16 protein-coding genes are annotated in these 14,938 nt (G+C 38.7%); 8 read left to right on the top strand and 8 right to left on the bottom strand.

Features of this window, described 5'->3' with window-relative positions:
* Positions 1-38 precede the first annotated feature (38 nt).
* The 8 genes from J3U74_RS04635 to J3U74_RS04600 form a co-directional block, all read right to left on the bottom strand.
* Positions 39-734, bottom strand: a complete 696-nt coding sequence (locus tag J3U74_RS04635; RefSeq protein WP_220219034.1) for a phosphoglycolate phosphatase — start codon at positions 732-734, stop codon at positions 39-41.
* A complete protein-coding gene (gene rpe, locus J3U74_RS04630; protein ID WP_267328603.1) occupies positions 727-1,404 on the bottom strand; it encodes a ribulose-phosphate 3-epimerase in 678 nt (225 codons plus the stop codon). Before rpe ends, J3U74_RS04635 begins: the two co-directional genes overlap by 8 nt.
* Positions 1,405-1,442: 38 nt before the next feature.
* The gene (locus J3U74_RS04625) at positions 1,443-2,264 is read right to left on the bottom strand and encodes a Dam family site-specific DNA-(adenine-N6)-methyltransferase (RefSeq protein ID WP_267328602.1); all 822 of its coding nucleotides are present in this window, start codon (positions 2,262-2,264) and stop codon (positions 1,443-1,445) included.
* Positions 2,265-2,313: 49 nt separating this feature from the next.
* A complete protein-coding gene (locus tag J3U74_RS04620; RefSeq protein ID WP_267328601.1) occupies positions 2,314-3,093 on the bottom strand; it encodes an SPOR domain-containing protein in 780 nt (259 codons plus the stop codon).
* Positions 3,094-3,160: 67 nt separating this feature from the next.
* Entirely contained in the window at positions 3,161-3,682 is a 522-nt protein-coding gene (gene aroK, locus J3U74_RS04615; RefSeq protein WP_065634798.1) for a shikimate kinase AroK, read from the bottom strand.
* Between the two features lie 186 nt (positions 3,683-3,868).
* The gene (gene gutQ, locus J3U74_RS04610) at positions 3,869-4,831 is read right to left on the bottom strand and encodes an arabinose-5-phosphate isomerase GutQ (protein ID WP_220219038.1); all 963 of its coding nucleotides are present in this window, start codon (positions 4,829-4,831) and stop codon (positions 3,869-3,871) included.
* Positions 4,832-5,031: 200 nt separating this feature from the next.
* Complete coding sequence (locus J3U74_RS04605; RefSeq protein WP_267328600.1) at positions 5,032-5,655, bottom strand: LysE family translocator; 624 nt, start codon at positions 5,653-5,655, stop codon at positions 5,032-5,034.
* Positions 5,655-7,106, bottom strand: a complete 1,452-nt coding sequence (locus J3U74_RS04600) for an LTA synthase family protein (RefSeq protein ID WP_267328599.1) — start codon at positions 7,104-7,106, stop codon at positions 5,655-5,657. The genes J3U74_RS04605 and J3U74_RS04600 overlap by 1 nt, the downstream gene beginning before the upstream one ends.
* A gap of 348 nt (positions 7,107-7,454) precedes the next feature.
* On the opposite strand from J3U74_RS04600, the gene J3U74_RS04595 reads away from it, so the two are divergent.
* The 8 genes from J3U74_RS04595 (at position 7,455) to J3U74_RS04560 (ending at position 14,869) form a co-directional block, all read left to right on the top strand.
* The gene (locus J3U74_RS04595) at positions 7,455-8,018 is read left to right on the top strand and encodes a nitroreductase family protein (protein WP_267328598.1); all 564 of its coding nucleotides are present in this window, start codon (positions 7,455-7,457) and stop codon (positions 8,016-8,018) included.
* Positions 8,019-8,029: 11 nt separating this feature from the next.
* A complete protein-coding gene (locus J3U74_RS04590; RefSeq protein WP_267328597.1) occupies positions 8,030-9,232 on the top strand; it encodes an FTR1 family iron permease in 1,203 nt (400 codons plus the stop codon).
* Between the two features lie 89 nt (positions 9,233-9,321).
* The gene (locus J3U74_RS04585; RefSeq protein WP_220219043.1) at positions 9,322-9,885 is read left to right on the top strand and encodes an iron transporter; all 564 of its coding nucleotides are present in this window, start codon (positions 9,322-9,324) and stop codon (positions 9,883-9,885) included.
* Positions 9,886-9,985: 100 nt separating this feature from the next.
* Positions 9,986-11,233, top strand: a complete 1,248-nt coding sequence (locus tag J3U74_RS04580) for a Fe-S-containing protein (protein WP_267328596.1) — start codon at positions 9,986-9,988, stop codon at positions 11,231-11,233.
* A 25-nt stretch (positions 11,234-11,258) separates the two neighbouring features.
* On the top strand, positions 11,259-12,545 hold the full coding sequence (locus J3U74_RS04575; protein ID WP_267328595.1) for an ABC transporter permease: 1,287 nt from the start codon (positions 11,259-11,261) through the stop codon (positions 12,543-12,545).
* 17 nt (positions 12,546-12,562) lie between these two features.
* Positions 12,563-13,705 carry an ABC transporter permease gene (locus J3U74_RS04570; RefSeq protein WP_220219046.1) on the top strand — a complete coding sequence of 381 codons (1,143 nt, stop codon included), beginning with the start codon at positions 12,563-12,565 and terminating at the stop codon, positions 13,703-13,705.
* Positions 13,706-13,715: 10 nt separating this feature from the next.
* On the top strand, positions 13,716-14,375 hold the full coding sequence (locus J3U74_RS04565) for an ABC transporter ATP-binding protein (RefSeq protein WP_267328594.1): 660 nt from the start codon (positions 13,716-13,718) through the stop codon (positions 14,373-14,375).
* A 14-nt stretch (positions 14,376-14,389) separates the two neighbouring features.
* Positions 14,390-14,869 (top strand): DUF4418 family protein, encoded by a 480-nt coding sequence (locus J3U74_RS04560; RefSeq protein ID WP_267328593.1) that lies wholly within the window; start codon positions 14,390-14,392, stop codon positions 14,867-14,869.
* Positions 14,870-14,938 lie beyond the last annotated feature (69 nt).

The following is a 14,938-nucleotide window of genomic DNA, read 5'->3' as shown; positions in this document are numbered from 1 at the left end:
TATTTGTGCTAATTATTTGTGCTAATTATTTGTGCTAATTATTTTTTTGCGTCAGCTTTGGGCTGAGGTAATAAAGTTAATATATCTTTAAAATCATCCAGTAAAAAATCGGGATGACTGGTTGCAATAGATATACCATAATTATAACCATAGCTTAATGCAACTGTTGGGCAATTGGCATTTTTTGCCGCATCAATATCATTTTTAGAATCGCCGACAAATAATAATTGCGAGCTAAATAGTCCAAACGTTGCCATAACTTGATAAAGTGGCGCCGGATGCGGTTTTAATTTAATCACATCCCCACCGCCTAGCACTAACGAAAAATAGTCTTTAATGCCTAATGAACTGAGCAGTGCAGGTAAGAAATGCGCTGGTTTATTGGTCACTAAAGCTAAAGGGTAGTGATTATCGTGTAGGGTTTTTAACGTTTCTTTAACATGCGGAAACAGTTTTGTTTGGGCATCCATGACTTTGTCATAGTGTTGATTAAAGCGATCTTTTGCTTGATGAAATAATTCTGTAGAAGGTGTTACCTCAATGGCTTTAAACACACGTTCTAGCATAACATCAATACCATTACCCACCCAATTTTTTACTTGTTCATTGGTAACTGTCGGCAGATTTAAGTCGGCCAACATTTGCTTAGCAGCTAAGGCCAGTCCGGGCACACTGTCAACTAAAGTGCCGTCGAGATCAAAGGCAATTGCCTGAATATCATCAAGTTTAGGCATGTTTTACTCCTGATAACGCTTTTCGCATGGCATCAATAACGGTTTTATAGTCGGGTTGACCAAATATAGCTGAGCCGGCAACAAACATATCGGCACCAGCTTTTGCTATTTCGGCGATGTTTTCAACTTTTACCCCGCCGTCGATTTCAAGTCTGATATTTTGCCCTGATTCGACAATCCGCTTTTTCACTTGTTGTAGTTTTTTTAGCGTTGAGGGGATAAATGATTGTCCACCAAAGCCGGGATTGACACCCATTAATAAGATAACATCGACTTTGTCCATGACATAATCTAAATAATCCAATGGTGTTGCCGGGTTGAAAACCAAACCGGCGGTACAACCATGATCTCTAATAAGTTGTAATGAGCGATCAATATGAATGGTCGCTTCGGGATGAATAGATATGTTAGTCGCGCCGGCTTTCGCAAAAGAGACAATCAGCTCTTCAACCGGCGATGCCATTAAATGCACATCAATTGGCGCTTTGATTCCATAGTCACGAAGTGCCTTGCAGAACATTGAACCCATAGTTAAATTTGGCACAAAGTGGTTATCCATTACATCAAAATGGACTACATCCGCCCCGGCATCAAGTACTTTTTGGGTATCTTCGCCAAGACGGGCAAAATCGGCTGATAGTATTGATGGCGCTATAATAAACTCTTGCATAACATACCTCTACTGATAAAGCCTTTATCAATATCACTTTATGACTTTTGATATAAGGCTAAAATTTCATCAATTTTTTTGCGCCCTTCACCTGCGCAACTAATTGAGCGACGCATTTCAGCACGATAAAGATATCGCGCTTTATTGTATAAAGTTCTTGTATAATCAGTATCATGATTAGATACCAGAACCGGAACATTATTCTCATAAGCCATGTTTTCGGCTAATTGCGATAATTTCTTATGCTCATCAAATCCAAAATTATTGGAGTAGTAAGCAGTAAAACCTGCTGAGTCATTGGGCGAAAGATAGGGAGGATCGCAATAAATCACTGAATTATGTTTAGCTTGTTTCATGACATCATGATAAGGCGCACAAATAAACTCAGCATTTTGCGCTTTTTTAGCAAAAAAATAGAGCTCTTTTTCAGGGAAATAAATTGTTTTATAACGTCCAAATGGCACATTAAATAATCCACTGTTATTATAGCGACAAAGACCGTTGTAACAGTGGCGGTTTAAATAGACAAACAGAAGCGATCTAATATACTGATCTTTGCTCCCATTAAACACATCTCTTAACTGATAAAATGCATCAGCTTGGTTATTTTGTTTACTAAATAGTAATTTAAGATCGCTGATAAACTTATCAGGACTTGTTTTTAATAAGTTATAAAGTGCAATTAAGTCATGATTGATATCAGCTAAAATATAACTTTTATAATTGGTGTTTAAAAAAACGGAGCCAGCGCCAACAAAAGGCTCAATGAGTTGATCCCCTTGTGGTAGATATCGCTTAATCGTGTCTACGAGCTCATATTTTCCTCCAGCCCATTTTAAAAAGGCTCGCTGCTTCTTCAACGGAAACTCCTATTTTGTTATTGCCAGGATAAATGAACGATATCCTTTATTATTTTGCAGTTTTTTCTTTATTGATCGTTGCACCAGATTTGATCCATGGTTTGTCGTTTTGTAAAGCATCGGGTAATGATTTAATCGCCTTTTTCGCTTCATCAGCGGTGGCGTAATTACCTTGAACTAAAATATACCAAGTTTCATTGTTACGTTTGGTTTCGTAAATCTGGTAATTGGTCAAATTATGTTGCTTAACGAGTTTTCTTAATCCCTCAGCTGATTTAGACGCACTAAGTTGGACAGCATAGTGTTCGTCTTTAATTATCGCTGAGTTTGTTGAAGTATTAATTTCTGGTTTATGACTAACAGGCTCAGGCTTCTGCGTAGTTTGCGGCGAAGCTGGCGGCGGTGTAGTCGGTTGGCTAGTGCTTGCTCCATTAGCCGAATTCGGTGCTTGTGTTGGGTTATTGCTATTATCATTGCCGCCAGATTGCGTAACATGGCTCTGTGCACTATTTGAGCTACCATTAGTTGTCTGACTATCAACCGGTTGTGGCGGTTGAATAGCAGGATTAGGTTGCTGCTCGGTTACGCTATTTGGCTCTTCCGGCGGAACGCCATTGACTACCGGCGGCGTTAATGAAGTTGGTTCGTTATTTGTTGAAGGACGAAATACGACTAAGCTAAGTAATAACAGAATTATTACAACTGCCATAAGCATAATAGTCAATTTTCTTTTTGAGTAGTTTTGAAGAAAATTTGGCAATTGCATAAAAGGCGTAGACTTCTTGTAAGAATTTTCTGATACATATCGATCATTTTTATCTACACGCATATTCTCTCCTTAACCCAACATCTGGTTTATTGCTCAACAATTCAAGCCACTGAAGAATGTCAATGACTTAGATTTGCTCTATTTTCTCAATGATATAACCAGCAACACCTTTAGCACTTTGCTCATCAGTTTTTATTGTGATATCTGCTATCTCTTCATAAAGTGGTTCACGTTCACCGGCAAGCTCTTCATAAAGTTCTCTTGGGGTGTTACCACCTTGTAATAATGGACGGCGTTTATCTTTTTGAGTCCGTGCCATCTGTTTCTCAATGGTTGTTTCAAGATAAACAACAATACCACGTGCTGATAATCGATTCCGTGTCTCTTTAGATAAAACCGATCCGCCACCTGTTGCCAGTACAACACCTTGTTTTTCAGTCAATTCGTTAATGACTTTCTCTTCTCTGGCTCGGAATCCGTCTTCACCTTCTAAGTCAAAAATCCATGCAATATCAGCACCCGTACGTTTTTCAATCTCTTGATCGGAGTCAAAAAATTCCATGCCCAACTGTTGTGCAATTTGTCGGCCTATTGTGCTTTTTCCTGCCCCCATTGGGCCAATTAGAAAGATATTTCGCTTTTCTGCCATTGTAGTTTCATCATCTATTAATTTTGGTTAAAATTTACAACACAATATCAACTCGTTATGATTGGTAATATCATTTTGGTTTGTCATTGTGTAACTTTTCTTGGATCTCCGTCTAACGACAAAAATTTAGGTCGGTAATTATCTCAATAGATAGCCCCTTTTTGCAATAGGTATTTATCAATAGTTTTAGCTTATACCTGCTTGGTGCAAATCATGAATGTTTAAAGCACCGACTAATTCCCCTTCGCTATTGACTACTGGTGCAGCGGTAATGTTATGATCATTAAATGTTTTTAATGCTTCTACTGCTTTCCAGTTTTCGGGGATTCGATAACCCGGGCTGGTCATCACTTGGGCAATACTATCTTGTAAAGTGCCATTTTTTAACAATAAACGGCGCAGATCACCGTCTGTAAATACGCCGATTATTTGGTTATCGTTATGGCATATAGCAACCAAACCAACACCGGTACGACTTAATTCTAGCATAGCATCAAGGACGGTTGCACTTTCCGGCACTTTAGGAATTAAATCACCTGTTCGCATGACATCTTTAACTTGATTAAGTAATTTTGCCCCTAAGCTTCCAGCCGGATGTGAACGCGCAAAGTCCTCTTCTTTAAAGCCTCTGGCACGCATGACAGCAATCGCAAGCGCATCGCCCATTAGCAGCGTGTTAGTTGAGCTTGAAGTCGGCGCCAGTCCCATAGGACAAGCCTCTTTTTCAATTGAGATATCCAGTACTGCTTGTGCCGCCTTAGCTAGCGGGGAGTCCAGCCCACCAGTGATAGCTATTACCGGAATATTCATGGCCGATAGTATCGGTAAAATAAAGTTAAACTCTTTAGCTCGCCCGGAGTAGGATATTAAAATCGCAATATCATTTTCAGTCACCATACCCAGATCGCCGTGTAAGGCTTCAGACGGGTGCATAAAAAAAGCCGGACTGCCGGTACTGGCAAGCGATGCTGCAATTTTTTTGCCAATGTGACCTGATTTTCCAATGCCGGAAACCACCACTTTGCCTTTGGTCGATAAGATCAGTTGGCAAGCTTTGATAAAATCTTTACCGAGTCGATTAGGTAACTTTTGTGCTTCTTGCAGTTCGAGCTCAAGCAGTTCTCGACCATACTGTAATAATTTATCCATTTCAATTAGCCTAGCGTTTGGGTAAATGTGAATGACAACTTTTTATGATTGAAACGATAAGTTAAACGAATATAAAAAGTCTGACTGTCAACAGTTTAACAATTAACTATTGAATATTCAAAAAGAAACGTTTTTTGTCAAGAAGTTTCAGAAAATGTATACGTTTCAGTATAAAACAGATTTTAAATTACGCAAAATATTTAAAATCCTAATGCGACTTTCACCCCTAATATAATAAGTATCACGCCCAGTAATTTATCAATCAAAAATTGAATTTTAAAATAGCGCCGTTGGACGGTTTGGGTCTGAAAAATAAAAACGACAAACGGCCACCATAACACAGCTAAAAGCCAGATAATTAGCGCCACTAAGCATTTATCTAAAAATGAAGATTGCGCATTGAGTAGTTGGGTAAAAATCGCTAAAAAAAACAGCGTTGCTTTGGGATTCAGTAAATTACAAAAGAGACCTTGCATAAAGGCTGATTTAGCAGAGATTTGGTCTCTAACCACGCCTTGACTGATATAGGTAGTCCCACCATTTCGGGCAAGCAGCGCTTTAATTCCCAGCCAAAAAAGATAAATCGCCCCGGCATAACGCAGTAAATCATAAATTAACGGTGTGGCAGTAATGAGCATAGCAATACCTGCGACACAATAACTCATATGAATTAAAATTGCCGTTATCACGCCAAAACATGTTAGCAGCGCTGTTTTTCGGTTATAACTTAAACTGTTTTTCAGCACCAGAAAAAAATCAGGACCGGGCGAAACCATACCCAAAAAGCTGACGGTTGTAACTAAAACGATTGTATCAAGCGTCATTATTTGTCCTGTTTATACTCTTGAGCGGCATGATTTAACGTTGCTATATTGGACTTATTTTGTTCAATGAACTGTTTTTTATCAAAATTTGGAGTGGTTAAATAGTCCGTTAAAAATTTAGCGTTGGTATTAACTTGTGCACCGTTTAAGATTAAACGAGGTAGATCAATTTGATAGATTGTTTGATCTGTTGATTTTTGTAGATTCTCCGTTTTGGCATTAGTTAATAAGTAAAGTTTGCGTTCTTTTTCAGAAAGGCGATTGATTGTTGGTGTGCCTGACCCCATCATGAGGTGATCGGGAAAGATATAAAACACCGTATCATCTAATAAATTATTTTCTTTTAAATAGGCAATAAATTTCCCTACATTATGATCAAGGGATGCGGCCACAAACGACATGTTATCATCCTTTGGTGATATGACTGATGTCATGCGCTCATCATTAAAACCATTTGGCGCATGCGTTGAAATGGTTGAGATAAATAGCGCAAAGGGCTTGCCGGAATTGTGCAACTGAGTAACCTGTTTTTGGGCGATATCTAAGATATCTTTATCATATAATCCAAATGGCGCAACCGGATATTGTCCAACATAATTTTTTTCAGAGATAACTTGCATGCCTAATAGTTCTGCGATGTGTCCAATACCAGCAAAATCGGGGCCAGACATAACATAGCGTGTTTGGTAGCCCGCTTGCTGAAGTACATCTCCCAAACTAACCAGCTTAGTTTTGTCCGCTTTCATTAAAGGCGAGGTGCTATATCCGCCAATTAAAAACGGCATACCCGTCATATAAGTATACATCGAGGCGGTTGTCCAGCTACTTCCTGCTGCCATTGGCATATTCGGGAAAAAGGTAAACTCTTGGCGTAATTGTCTTAAGTTAGGGGTGATATCGGCAAAATCAAAAAAGCCTTGCTCGAAGGATTCTAACGATAGAACGATAATATTTTTACCTTGCTGTGTGTGAACTTGTTGTTTATGTGGATAATCAACCATGTTCATCGATTGTAACGCTTGGTCGAAGGGTTTTTCATCGGCAGTGGTGACTTGATATATTTCGTATAAACGACTGAAAGGTCCGTTATGATAACTGAGCGATGCAATAGCTAAAGTGGCTAGCAATAAACGGTAAGGTAGACGAAATTTACGCCTACAAAAGTTCGCCAATTTGATTAATCCAATGATTAAGGCAAAAAAAACAGCAATGACTAAGACAGCTTGAAATTTAAAGATGAATAATCCTTCAATAATATCATTTATATTCAAGTTGACATAGAACTGATAGTCTATAAACCCGCCACTAAAATAGATAGAGGTCAGTTCCATAACAATAAAAACAGTCATTAACACAATTGTGTCTCGTCGCAAATCTCTGCTGCCAATTAAAGAAGCAGAAGTAATCGCTAAAATAAAAAGGGGTAATATGACCCATGTAGATAAAGGCATAAAATGTTGTACTCAAATTTTCAATAAAGCAATTAGCATCAGTATATACTTAATGATAAAAAAAATAAAAATCGCTATTTATAGGTAGTGATAGAAGTTAGCTGGTTTTTGATTAATTTACCAACTAAATTTTTAATTTTATCGAATAAATTAGTAAATCCTTATATTTTATAAGGTTGTGTTTAATGATAATTATTGCTATTTAATGTTGATAATTAACAATAATAGCAATAAGATATGGCTAAAATTTTATCAAGGTTCTAGAGGTCTGCTATGCCGTGCCTATTACGGAAGATAGTTGTCATATTGTTCTTGTGCATTTCTCCTTTGTCTCTCTGTTATGCAGACATGTCTTTGCCTTCTCCTCAAACTCAAGACGGTATGAGTTTATTCGAAAGCCTAAAAAAACGCTCTTCAACGCCTGGTGGGGGTTTTCCGGTAGGTGCTATTTCAGATGAGGAGCTTTCGAACATACTTTGGGCTGCCAGTGGCTTAAATCGTGGTAAAACGGGTTGGACAGTGCCAATGGTAAAAGGCAAAGCTCCGTACGTTCGAATTTATGTCACTGGTGAGAAAGGTACCTTTTTATACGAATGGGAAGGACACTATCTGCGTGAAATAAATAATCAAGACTTACGTGGCGATATTGCTATGCAAAATTTCACCAAACGTGCTGCTTACTCTTTAATTTTTGTCTCTGATAGCGAAGCATTAACCGACTTTTCGCCTGATCAGGCCAATGATTTTAGTCAGATAGCTGTCGGTGCGATGAGTCAAAATGTCTATCTTGCCGCGACAGCTTTAAAACTCAATGTTAGATATATTCATTCAATCAAACCAGATGTAATATCACAACAATTGCAACTACCGGAAAACAGCAAGCCAATTGGAATAGTGTTACTAGGTAAATAAGGAGTAAGGAAGTGAAACGATTTTTAACATTAGCATTGTTGCTTGTTGCCAGTATCGTTACTTTTGTACCAACATCTTATGCCACTGATAAAAAATATGAGTCTTGGAATGCCATTGTCGATGAAATGGATATCATTCTAAATGATGCTTATGACATCTACTTTATGAAAGATATTAACAAGGCAAAAGATCGTGTCAATAATGCCTATTTTGGCTTTTATGAAAAACATGGTGTAGAACGGGCGGTAATGTCCTATATTTCCGGTAAACGAGGCACCGATACCGAATATCAATTTGCTAAAATTAAACGTTTAATGACATCTAATGCACCGAATAAAGTGGTGCGAGCCGAAATCGATGTGATTTTAAAAATGCTGCATGAAGATGCTAATGAATTAGACGGCAAAAAAGAGAGTGGTTGGAGTGTTTTCTTCGCTTCATTTATCATCATATTCCGTGAAGGTTTAGAGGCGATATTGGTTGTTGCCGCAATCTCAGCTTATCTGGTCAAAACCAATAATAAACCGATGTTAAAAGTGGTTTACCTAAGTTCATTGTTTGCTATTTTTGTTAGTATTTTAACCGCAATTGCCTTACATACTATTGTTGGTTTGAGTGGCGCTAATCAAGAGATTATGGAAGGTGGCGCCATGTTATTAGCCACGGTAGTGCTCTTTTTTGTCAGCAACTGGATGATCTCCAAATCCGAATCTGAAGCATGGAAAAGTTATGTTGAAGGTAAAGTACAAACGGCTGTTACAACCGGTAGTAGTATTGCTTTGGGCTTTGCCGCCTTCTTAGCCGTGTTTAGGGAAGGGGCTGAAACTATTATCTTTTATCAAGCCATGTTAGCCGATGCTAAAGAGCATATGGATATGGTTTGGTACGGACTTGGCGTTGGCGGGATAATCCTTGCCTTCATCTTTATTGTTATTCGTTTTGGTGCAATTCGATTACCACTTAAACCATTCTTCATCTGTACCAGTGTATTGATGTACATTATGGCAATTGCTTTTGCTGGTGGTGGTGTAAAAGAGTTGCAAGAAGCCGATATTATTCAGGTAACACCGGTTGATTTTATCAGTTCTGTTGAAATTTTAGGTATTTATCCTACGGTTGAAACATTAATTCCGCAAGTAGTAATGGTAATGCTCGTAATAGTATCTGTCTTATATTACAAATTTAAATCGACAAATAAGGCAGTTTCTAATTAAGTAACAAGATTGATTGTGACACAATGGGAAATTGTGTCGCATTAAAAGAGTAACAACACATAATCATAAACGAAGTTAAGGAGTATTCAATGAAAAAATTAGTTTTAGCCGCAGGTATTTCTTCAATCCTTGCATTTTCATCATTCGCCAATGCCGAAGCACCCGCACCCGGTGAGGAAAAAGGCTTTGAGGAGTTTCCAATTGGTGAAGAAGTGACAGTCGGTCCATTAAATGTGAGTGCTGTTTATTTCCAACCTGTTGATATGGAACCTGCTGGCATGGGCGGATTACCTGCATCAAAATCAGATATGCATTTAGAGGCAGATATCTCAGCTAATGAAGATAATGTTCTTGGTTATGGTATCGGTACTTTTGTCCCTTATCTAACAGTGAAATATAAAATCCAAAAAGAAGGGAGCGACAATGTTATCGAAGGTAACTTTATGCCAATGAATGCTTCTGACGGTCCACATTATGGTAATAACGTTAAATTAGACGGTGCAGGTAAATATAAAGTGACATTTATTATTGAAAGCCCGGAAAAACAAGGTTATTTACTACATGTTGATAAAGAAACCGGTGTTGAAGGTCGTTTCTGGACTACACCGTATGAAGTATCTTGGGACTTCGATTTTATTCCACGTGCATGGTAATTATCGTTTTTTTAAATAAATTTTTTTAATTTATGCAATAAGTCATATTGTTGGCGAGTAGCAAGCTCGCCAATGATATTGTAATAATTAGGCAATGGTTATGCTTCAATACCTTATCAATGTTACCGATAATACGTTTGTTCCTGTCATTATGATAGCGCTGCTAAGCGCAGTTATGGTTAAATCCAATTACTCTCATTGTAAAAGATACATTACCGTTGGTTTTTTATTAGGTTTTGTTGCCGCACTCATTTACGCCATTTTAAAACGCACTACCGGCATTGCCATTCGGGAATTTTATGATCTCGGTGTGATTATTCCTTGGTTGGTTATCGCTTTACCGCTATTAATTTGTCTACTGGTAAAATCTAGCCATAATCGATTTAGTCAAGCGCTGTTGATTGTTTTATCCGGTTTAGCTATTGGCTTATTATCTGCTCAATTTGTCCCGAATTTACTGCTTTATCCTTTTGAATTTGATGTTGGCATGGAGTCAATTTTTAATCATGATTACCTGTCTAAGTGGGTGGGCTACGGTTTTGCCTTACTTGTCACACTTTTAATTGGCTTATTTGCTTACAGAATGTGCCTCAGACTCGCTGATAAATTTGTGGTATTGATAACGGCACTTGCAATCACTATTTTAATTCTTGCAAATGGCATCAATTTTATCCAAATTTTAATTGTCCGGCGTTTTATTGCGCCACAAAAATGGATGATGGAACTAGTCATTTTTGTGTTAGCGCATGTTAATTTATTTATCTTTGCATTTATGGCCATAGCGCTTTGCCTTACCGCCGTTTTATATTTTAAAGCCAATACAACCTCATTAGTCGGGAGCAATCCTGCGCAAGTGCGTAAACTCAAAGCTAAGTTACGTCAAGATAGGCGAACTTCCCTATGGATGATTGCCACAGTAGCCATAACTGCCTACACCGTAACCCGTGCCCGATACATTTTTGAAAAAGGGGTTGAACTTACCCCAGCTGAGCCAGTTACGCCCGATGCCAATGGTTTAATTGTCATCCCGCTTGAGAAAGTCAATGACGGTAATTTACATCGTTATGGCTATAAGGCAACCGACGGCACACTTGTTCGTTTTATTGTCATCAAAAAAAGTGAAAATGCTTACGGCGTAGGGTTTGATGCTTGCGATATTTGTGGGGCAAGCGGTTATTATCAACGAGGCAATCAAGTTGTCTGTATTTTGTGTGATGTCGTGATGAATATTGCAACAATCGGATTTTCAGGCGGTTGTAATCCGGTACCGCTTAAATATGAAATTATCGACGGTAATATGGTGATTCGCCCGGCTAATTTAGAAGCAGAAAAAAGCCGCTTTAAATAAAAGGCGATTTGCAAAGGAAGAAAATATGTTTCGCAGAATGTTACTTAGCGTTTTAGTTCGTCAAAAAAAGAAGCTGTTTTTGATTGCCTTAACCGTTGCATTGGGCGTCTCACTAGCAACGGCTATGTTAAATGTGATGTTTGATGTAGGGGATAAAGTTAACCAAGAATTAAAAGCCTACGGTGCAAATCTCAATATCGTGCCCAAAGGTACAGCCTTAGTTAGTGAAATGTATCAGCTTGATAATAGTGAAACCGAGCAAGCAGTACAATACATAAAGCAAGATGATTTAGTCAAAATAAAGATGATTTTTTGGGCCTATAACATTGTCGATTTTGCCCCTTACTTAACCGCTCAAGCAACCTTCCACGATAAACCGGTTACCGTTGTTGGAACATGGTTTAACAAACACTTAACCATTCCAACCGGTGATGAAGTTGATACCGGCATGTTAGCAATGAAATCCTGGTGGACTATAGACGGTAACACGATAAAAGATGATAATTTACAGGGTGTTATGGTTGGTGAAGCGATTGCTAAACAGTGGAATTTGCAAATCGGTGATAAAATTGAATTAACTTCACCTTATACCCAAAACCGGGCTACTTTAACCGTTAATAACATTTTCCACAGTGGCGGTATTGAAGATTCACAACTTTATGTCTCTTTACCTGTGGCGCAAAATTTAGCGAATAAAGCCGGATTAGTCGAGCGGGTTGAAGTCAGTGCCTTAACTACCCCGGAAAACGATCTAGCCCGAAAAGCCGCACAAGACCCTTCCAGCTTGTCACGTACACAGTGGGACACATGGTATTGCACTGCTTACATTAGTTCAATAGCCTATCAATTAGAAGAGTTAATGCCGGATGTCAAAGTGAAAGCAATTATGCAAGTTGCCGAATCGGAAGGCTCAATTTTGCAAAAAACGCAATTACTCATGTTACTGTTAACCATTTTATCGTTGATCTGCTCAGCGTTGGCGATTTCGAATCTGGTTACGGCTAATGTGATTGAACGCAGTACCGAAATCGGTCTATTAAAGGCTTTAGGGGCGACAAATACGTCGGTGGCAATGTTAATCTTAACTGAGATTTTAATTATTGCGCTATTAGGCGGCATAGCAGGTTATTTTATTGGATTAGGTTTTGCACAAATCATTGGGCACACGGTCTTTGGTTCGTTTGTTCAGCCTAAAATGATTATCATACCGTTGGTGCTTATTATGGTCAGTTTGATAACCATTCTCGGTAGTTTACCGGCACTACGGATTATGATGTTTTTACGCCCAACAGATGTGTTACATGGCAGGTAAAGGAAAAGGCAAAGATCATGATAAATAAAAATCAACGATTTATTATAAAAACGCTTGTCAGTTCCCTTATTCGTCGGCGTTCTCGAATGGCAATTGCTTTACTTGGAGTAGCTATTGGCGCAACGGTGTTACTGGGTATGGTAACGCTTTGTTATGATATACCACGGCAAATGGGGCAAGAGTTCCGCTCTTACGGCGCCAATATGCTCTTAATGCCCGCCAATAACCAATCGACTATGTCAATGGCGGATGTGACTAAAGTCGTTAAACTGTTACCGCAAGATAAGCTACTTGGCGTTACCCCATTTCGCTATGACGCAATACGCAGTAATCAACACCCCTATACCATTGTTGGGACTGACTTTAAGCAGGTTATTAAAACCAGCCCTTATTGGCAAATTGAAGGGAAACTTCCTGAGCATCCAAATGAAATTTTGATCGGAACCGATATCGCTAATTTTGCAAAATTGACCATTGGTAGCACGATGCCTGTCACAGGTAAATCGAAACAAAATGCCCGCTTTGATGAAGATTTAACTATTACCGGTATTGTTAAAACAGGTCGCTCAGAAGATAGTTTTATTTTTATTGCTTTGCATGATTTAGAGCAGTTTCTTGAAGAAAGCGATCAAGCTGAGGTGGTTGAAGTAAGTATTACCGCCACTCAAGATGAACTAAAACACGATATTGAGATAATAAAAAAGCAGTCCGATAGTATTGAGCCGCATCTAATTAAATGGGTAACACAATCGGAGTCCTCAGTATTAGGTAAGCTTTCTTCCTTACTTTATCTGGTGACGTTTGTGGTATTAATGTTAACGATGATATGTGTCGCAACCACCATGATGACCGTTGTAATGGAACGACGCAAAGAGATCGGGCTAAAAAAAGCAATCGGGGCGAATAATCGAAGCATTGCCAAAGAGTTTCTAGCTGAAGGGCTAATTTTAGGTGTTTTGGGGGGAATTATTGGTGTGATTTGTGGGCTGATCTTTGCACAGGTCATTAGTACCAATGTTTTTGGGCGCACTATTAATGTTGAATTTTACCTTATCCCAACGACAGTTGTGGTATCAGCTATTGTGACAGTCATTGCGTGTTTAATTCCGGTAAAACGAGCGCTCGAAGTGGAGCCGGCATTAGTTTTACGTGGCGAATAGGATGTAAAGAATGAATATACTTCAAGTCAATAATGTATCAAAGATTTATGGATCACTTCATGCCTTATCAGAGGTGAATTTAACCGTTGAGGAAGGTAAATGGTTATCGATTATGGGACCGTCAGGGAGTGGCAAAACGACGTTAATGAATATTATCGGCTGTATGGATAAACCGTCGTTAGGATCAGTGATTTTAGATGGGCAAGATATAACTCAGCTCTCTTTACCGCAGTTGACTGAAATTCGTCGCGATAAAATTGGATTAATCTTTCAACAATTCCATTTAGTGTCCTATTTAACTGCGTTAGAAAATGTGATGGTTGCCCAATATTACCACAGCATGGTCGATGAAAAAGAAGCCTTACAAGCCCTTGAGAGAGTTGGGCTTGCCGCTCGAGCTAAACATTTACCACGTCAGTTATCTGGTGGTGAACAGCAACGTGTCTGCATTGCTCGAGCCTTGATAAACTATCCAAAGTTAATTTTAGCTGATGAACCAACCGGTAATTTAGATGAAAGTAATGAAGCCATGGTCATGAACTTATTACATCAATTACACGAAGAGGGCAGCACCATTATTGTCGTAACCCATTCGCCCGAAGTATCAAAACATGCACAAACAACTGTTGTACTTGAGCATGGCAAAGTTGCACAAGTAATTAATAATTAAGAAAGGTTAGTAAAATGAAAAATCGTATGCTTTCATCATTCTGTTTTATGTTTCTCGGATCAATGATTATCTTATTCCCCCTTTATATTTTACCCGTTTGCCCACTCCCCGAAGTGGCATCAGTGCCGGCTGATACTATGGCCAGTGAAGCGGCTAATGCAGGGCATATGCATAGCAGTGGTGGCAAGATAATGAAATGTTTTTGGACTGCCAAAGCCGAACTAGGTGTGGGCGCTTTGGTTATGGCTATCGGTTTTTTGATGCTATTTTCTCGCACCGTATTTATCCGTATGGGATTAAGCATGGCCTTAGCTTGCATTGCGATATTAGCAGGCGCAATTCCAACTGTTTTAATCGGTGTTTGCGGTAATGAAATGATGCGATGCAATATCGGCGCAAAACCAGCGTTAGTGTTACTGTCATTAGTGTTATTTATTGTAGCTATTATCAATATTGTTAGTTTGAATAAAATGACCAAAAGAAATTGGATGTAACTTAAGAAACTTTGAGTTTATTTTTCTTAAGACAGATTAGTAAAACAAATCAATGAATGACTGGAATTA

The organism is Gilliamella sp. B3892, from assembly GCF_026536305.1.
Taxonomy (GTDB): domain Bacteria; phylum Pseudomonadota; class Gammaproteobacteria; order Enterobacterales; family Orbaceae; genus Gilliamella.
This window is presented reverse-complemented; position numbering and strand designations above follow the sequence as displayed.

Bases quoted from the DNA above. Each gene is read 5' to 3' on its own strand.
- J3U74_RS04635 (WP_220219034.1), bottom strand. From the start codon at position 734: ATGCCTAAACTTGATGATATTCAGGCAATTGCCTTTGATCTCGACGGC.
- rpe (WP_267328603.1), bottom strand. From the start codon at position 1,404: ATGCAAGAGTTTATTATAGCGCCATCAATACTATCAGCCGATTTTGCC.
- J3U74_RS04620 (WP_267328601.1), bottom strand. From the start codon at position 3,093: ATGCGTGTAGATAAAAATGATCGATATGTATCAGAAAATTCTTACAAG.
- aroK (WP_065634798.1), bottom strand. From the start codon at position 3,682: ATGGCAGAAAAGCGAAATATCTTTCTAATTGGCCCAATGGGGGCAGGA.
- gutQ (WP_220219038.1), bottom strand. From the start codon at position 4,831: ATGGATAAATTATTACAGTATGGTCGAGAACTGCTTGAGCTCGAACTG.
- J3U74_RS04605 (WP_267328600.1), bottom strand. From the start codon at position 5,655: ATGACGCTTGATACAATCGTTTTAGTTACAACCGTCAGCTTTTTGGGT.
- J3U74_RS04600 (WP_267328599.1), bottom strand. From the start codon at position 7,106: ATGCCTTTATCTACATGGGTCATATTACCCCTTTTTATTTTAGCGATT.
- J3U74_RS04595 (WP_267328598.1), top strand. From the start codon at position 7,455: ATGTCTTTGCCTTCTCCTCAAACTCAAGACGGTATGAGTTTATTCGAA.
- J3U74_RS04585 (WP_220219043.1), top strand. From the start codon at position 9,322: ATGAAAAAATTAGTTTTAGCCGCAGGTATTTCTTCAATCCTTGCATTT.
- J3U74_RS04580 (WP_267328596.1), top strand. From the start codon at position 9,986: ATGCTTCAATACCTTATCAATGTTACCGATAATACGTTTGTTCCTGTC.
- J3U74_RS04575 (WP_267328595.1), top strand. From the start codon at position 11,259: ATGTTTCGCAGAATGTTACTTAGCGTTTTAGTTCGTCAAAAAAAGAAG.
- J3U74_RS04570 (WP_220219046.1), top strand. From the start codon at position 12,563: ATGATAAATAAAAATCAACGATTTATTATAAAAACGCTTGTCAGTTCC.
- J3U74_RS04565 (WP_267328594.1), top strand. From the start codon at position 13,716: ATGAATATACTTCAAGTCAATAATGTATCAAAGATTTATGGATCACTT.
- J3U74_RS04560 (WP_267328593.1), top strand. From the start codon at position 14,390: ATGAAAAATCGTATGCTTTCATCATTCTGTTTTATGTTTCTCGGATCA.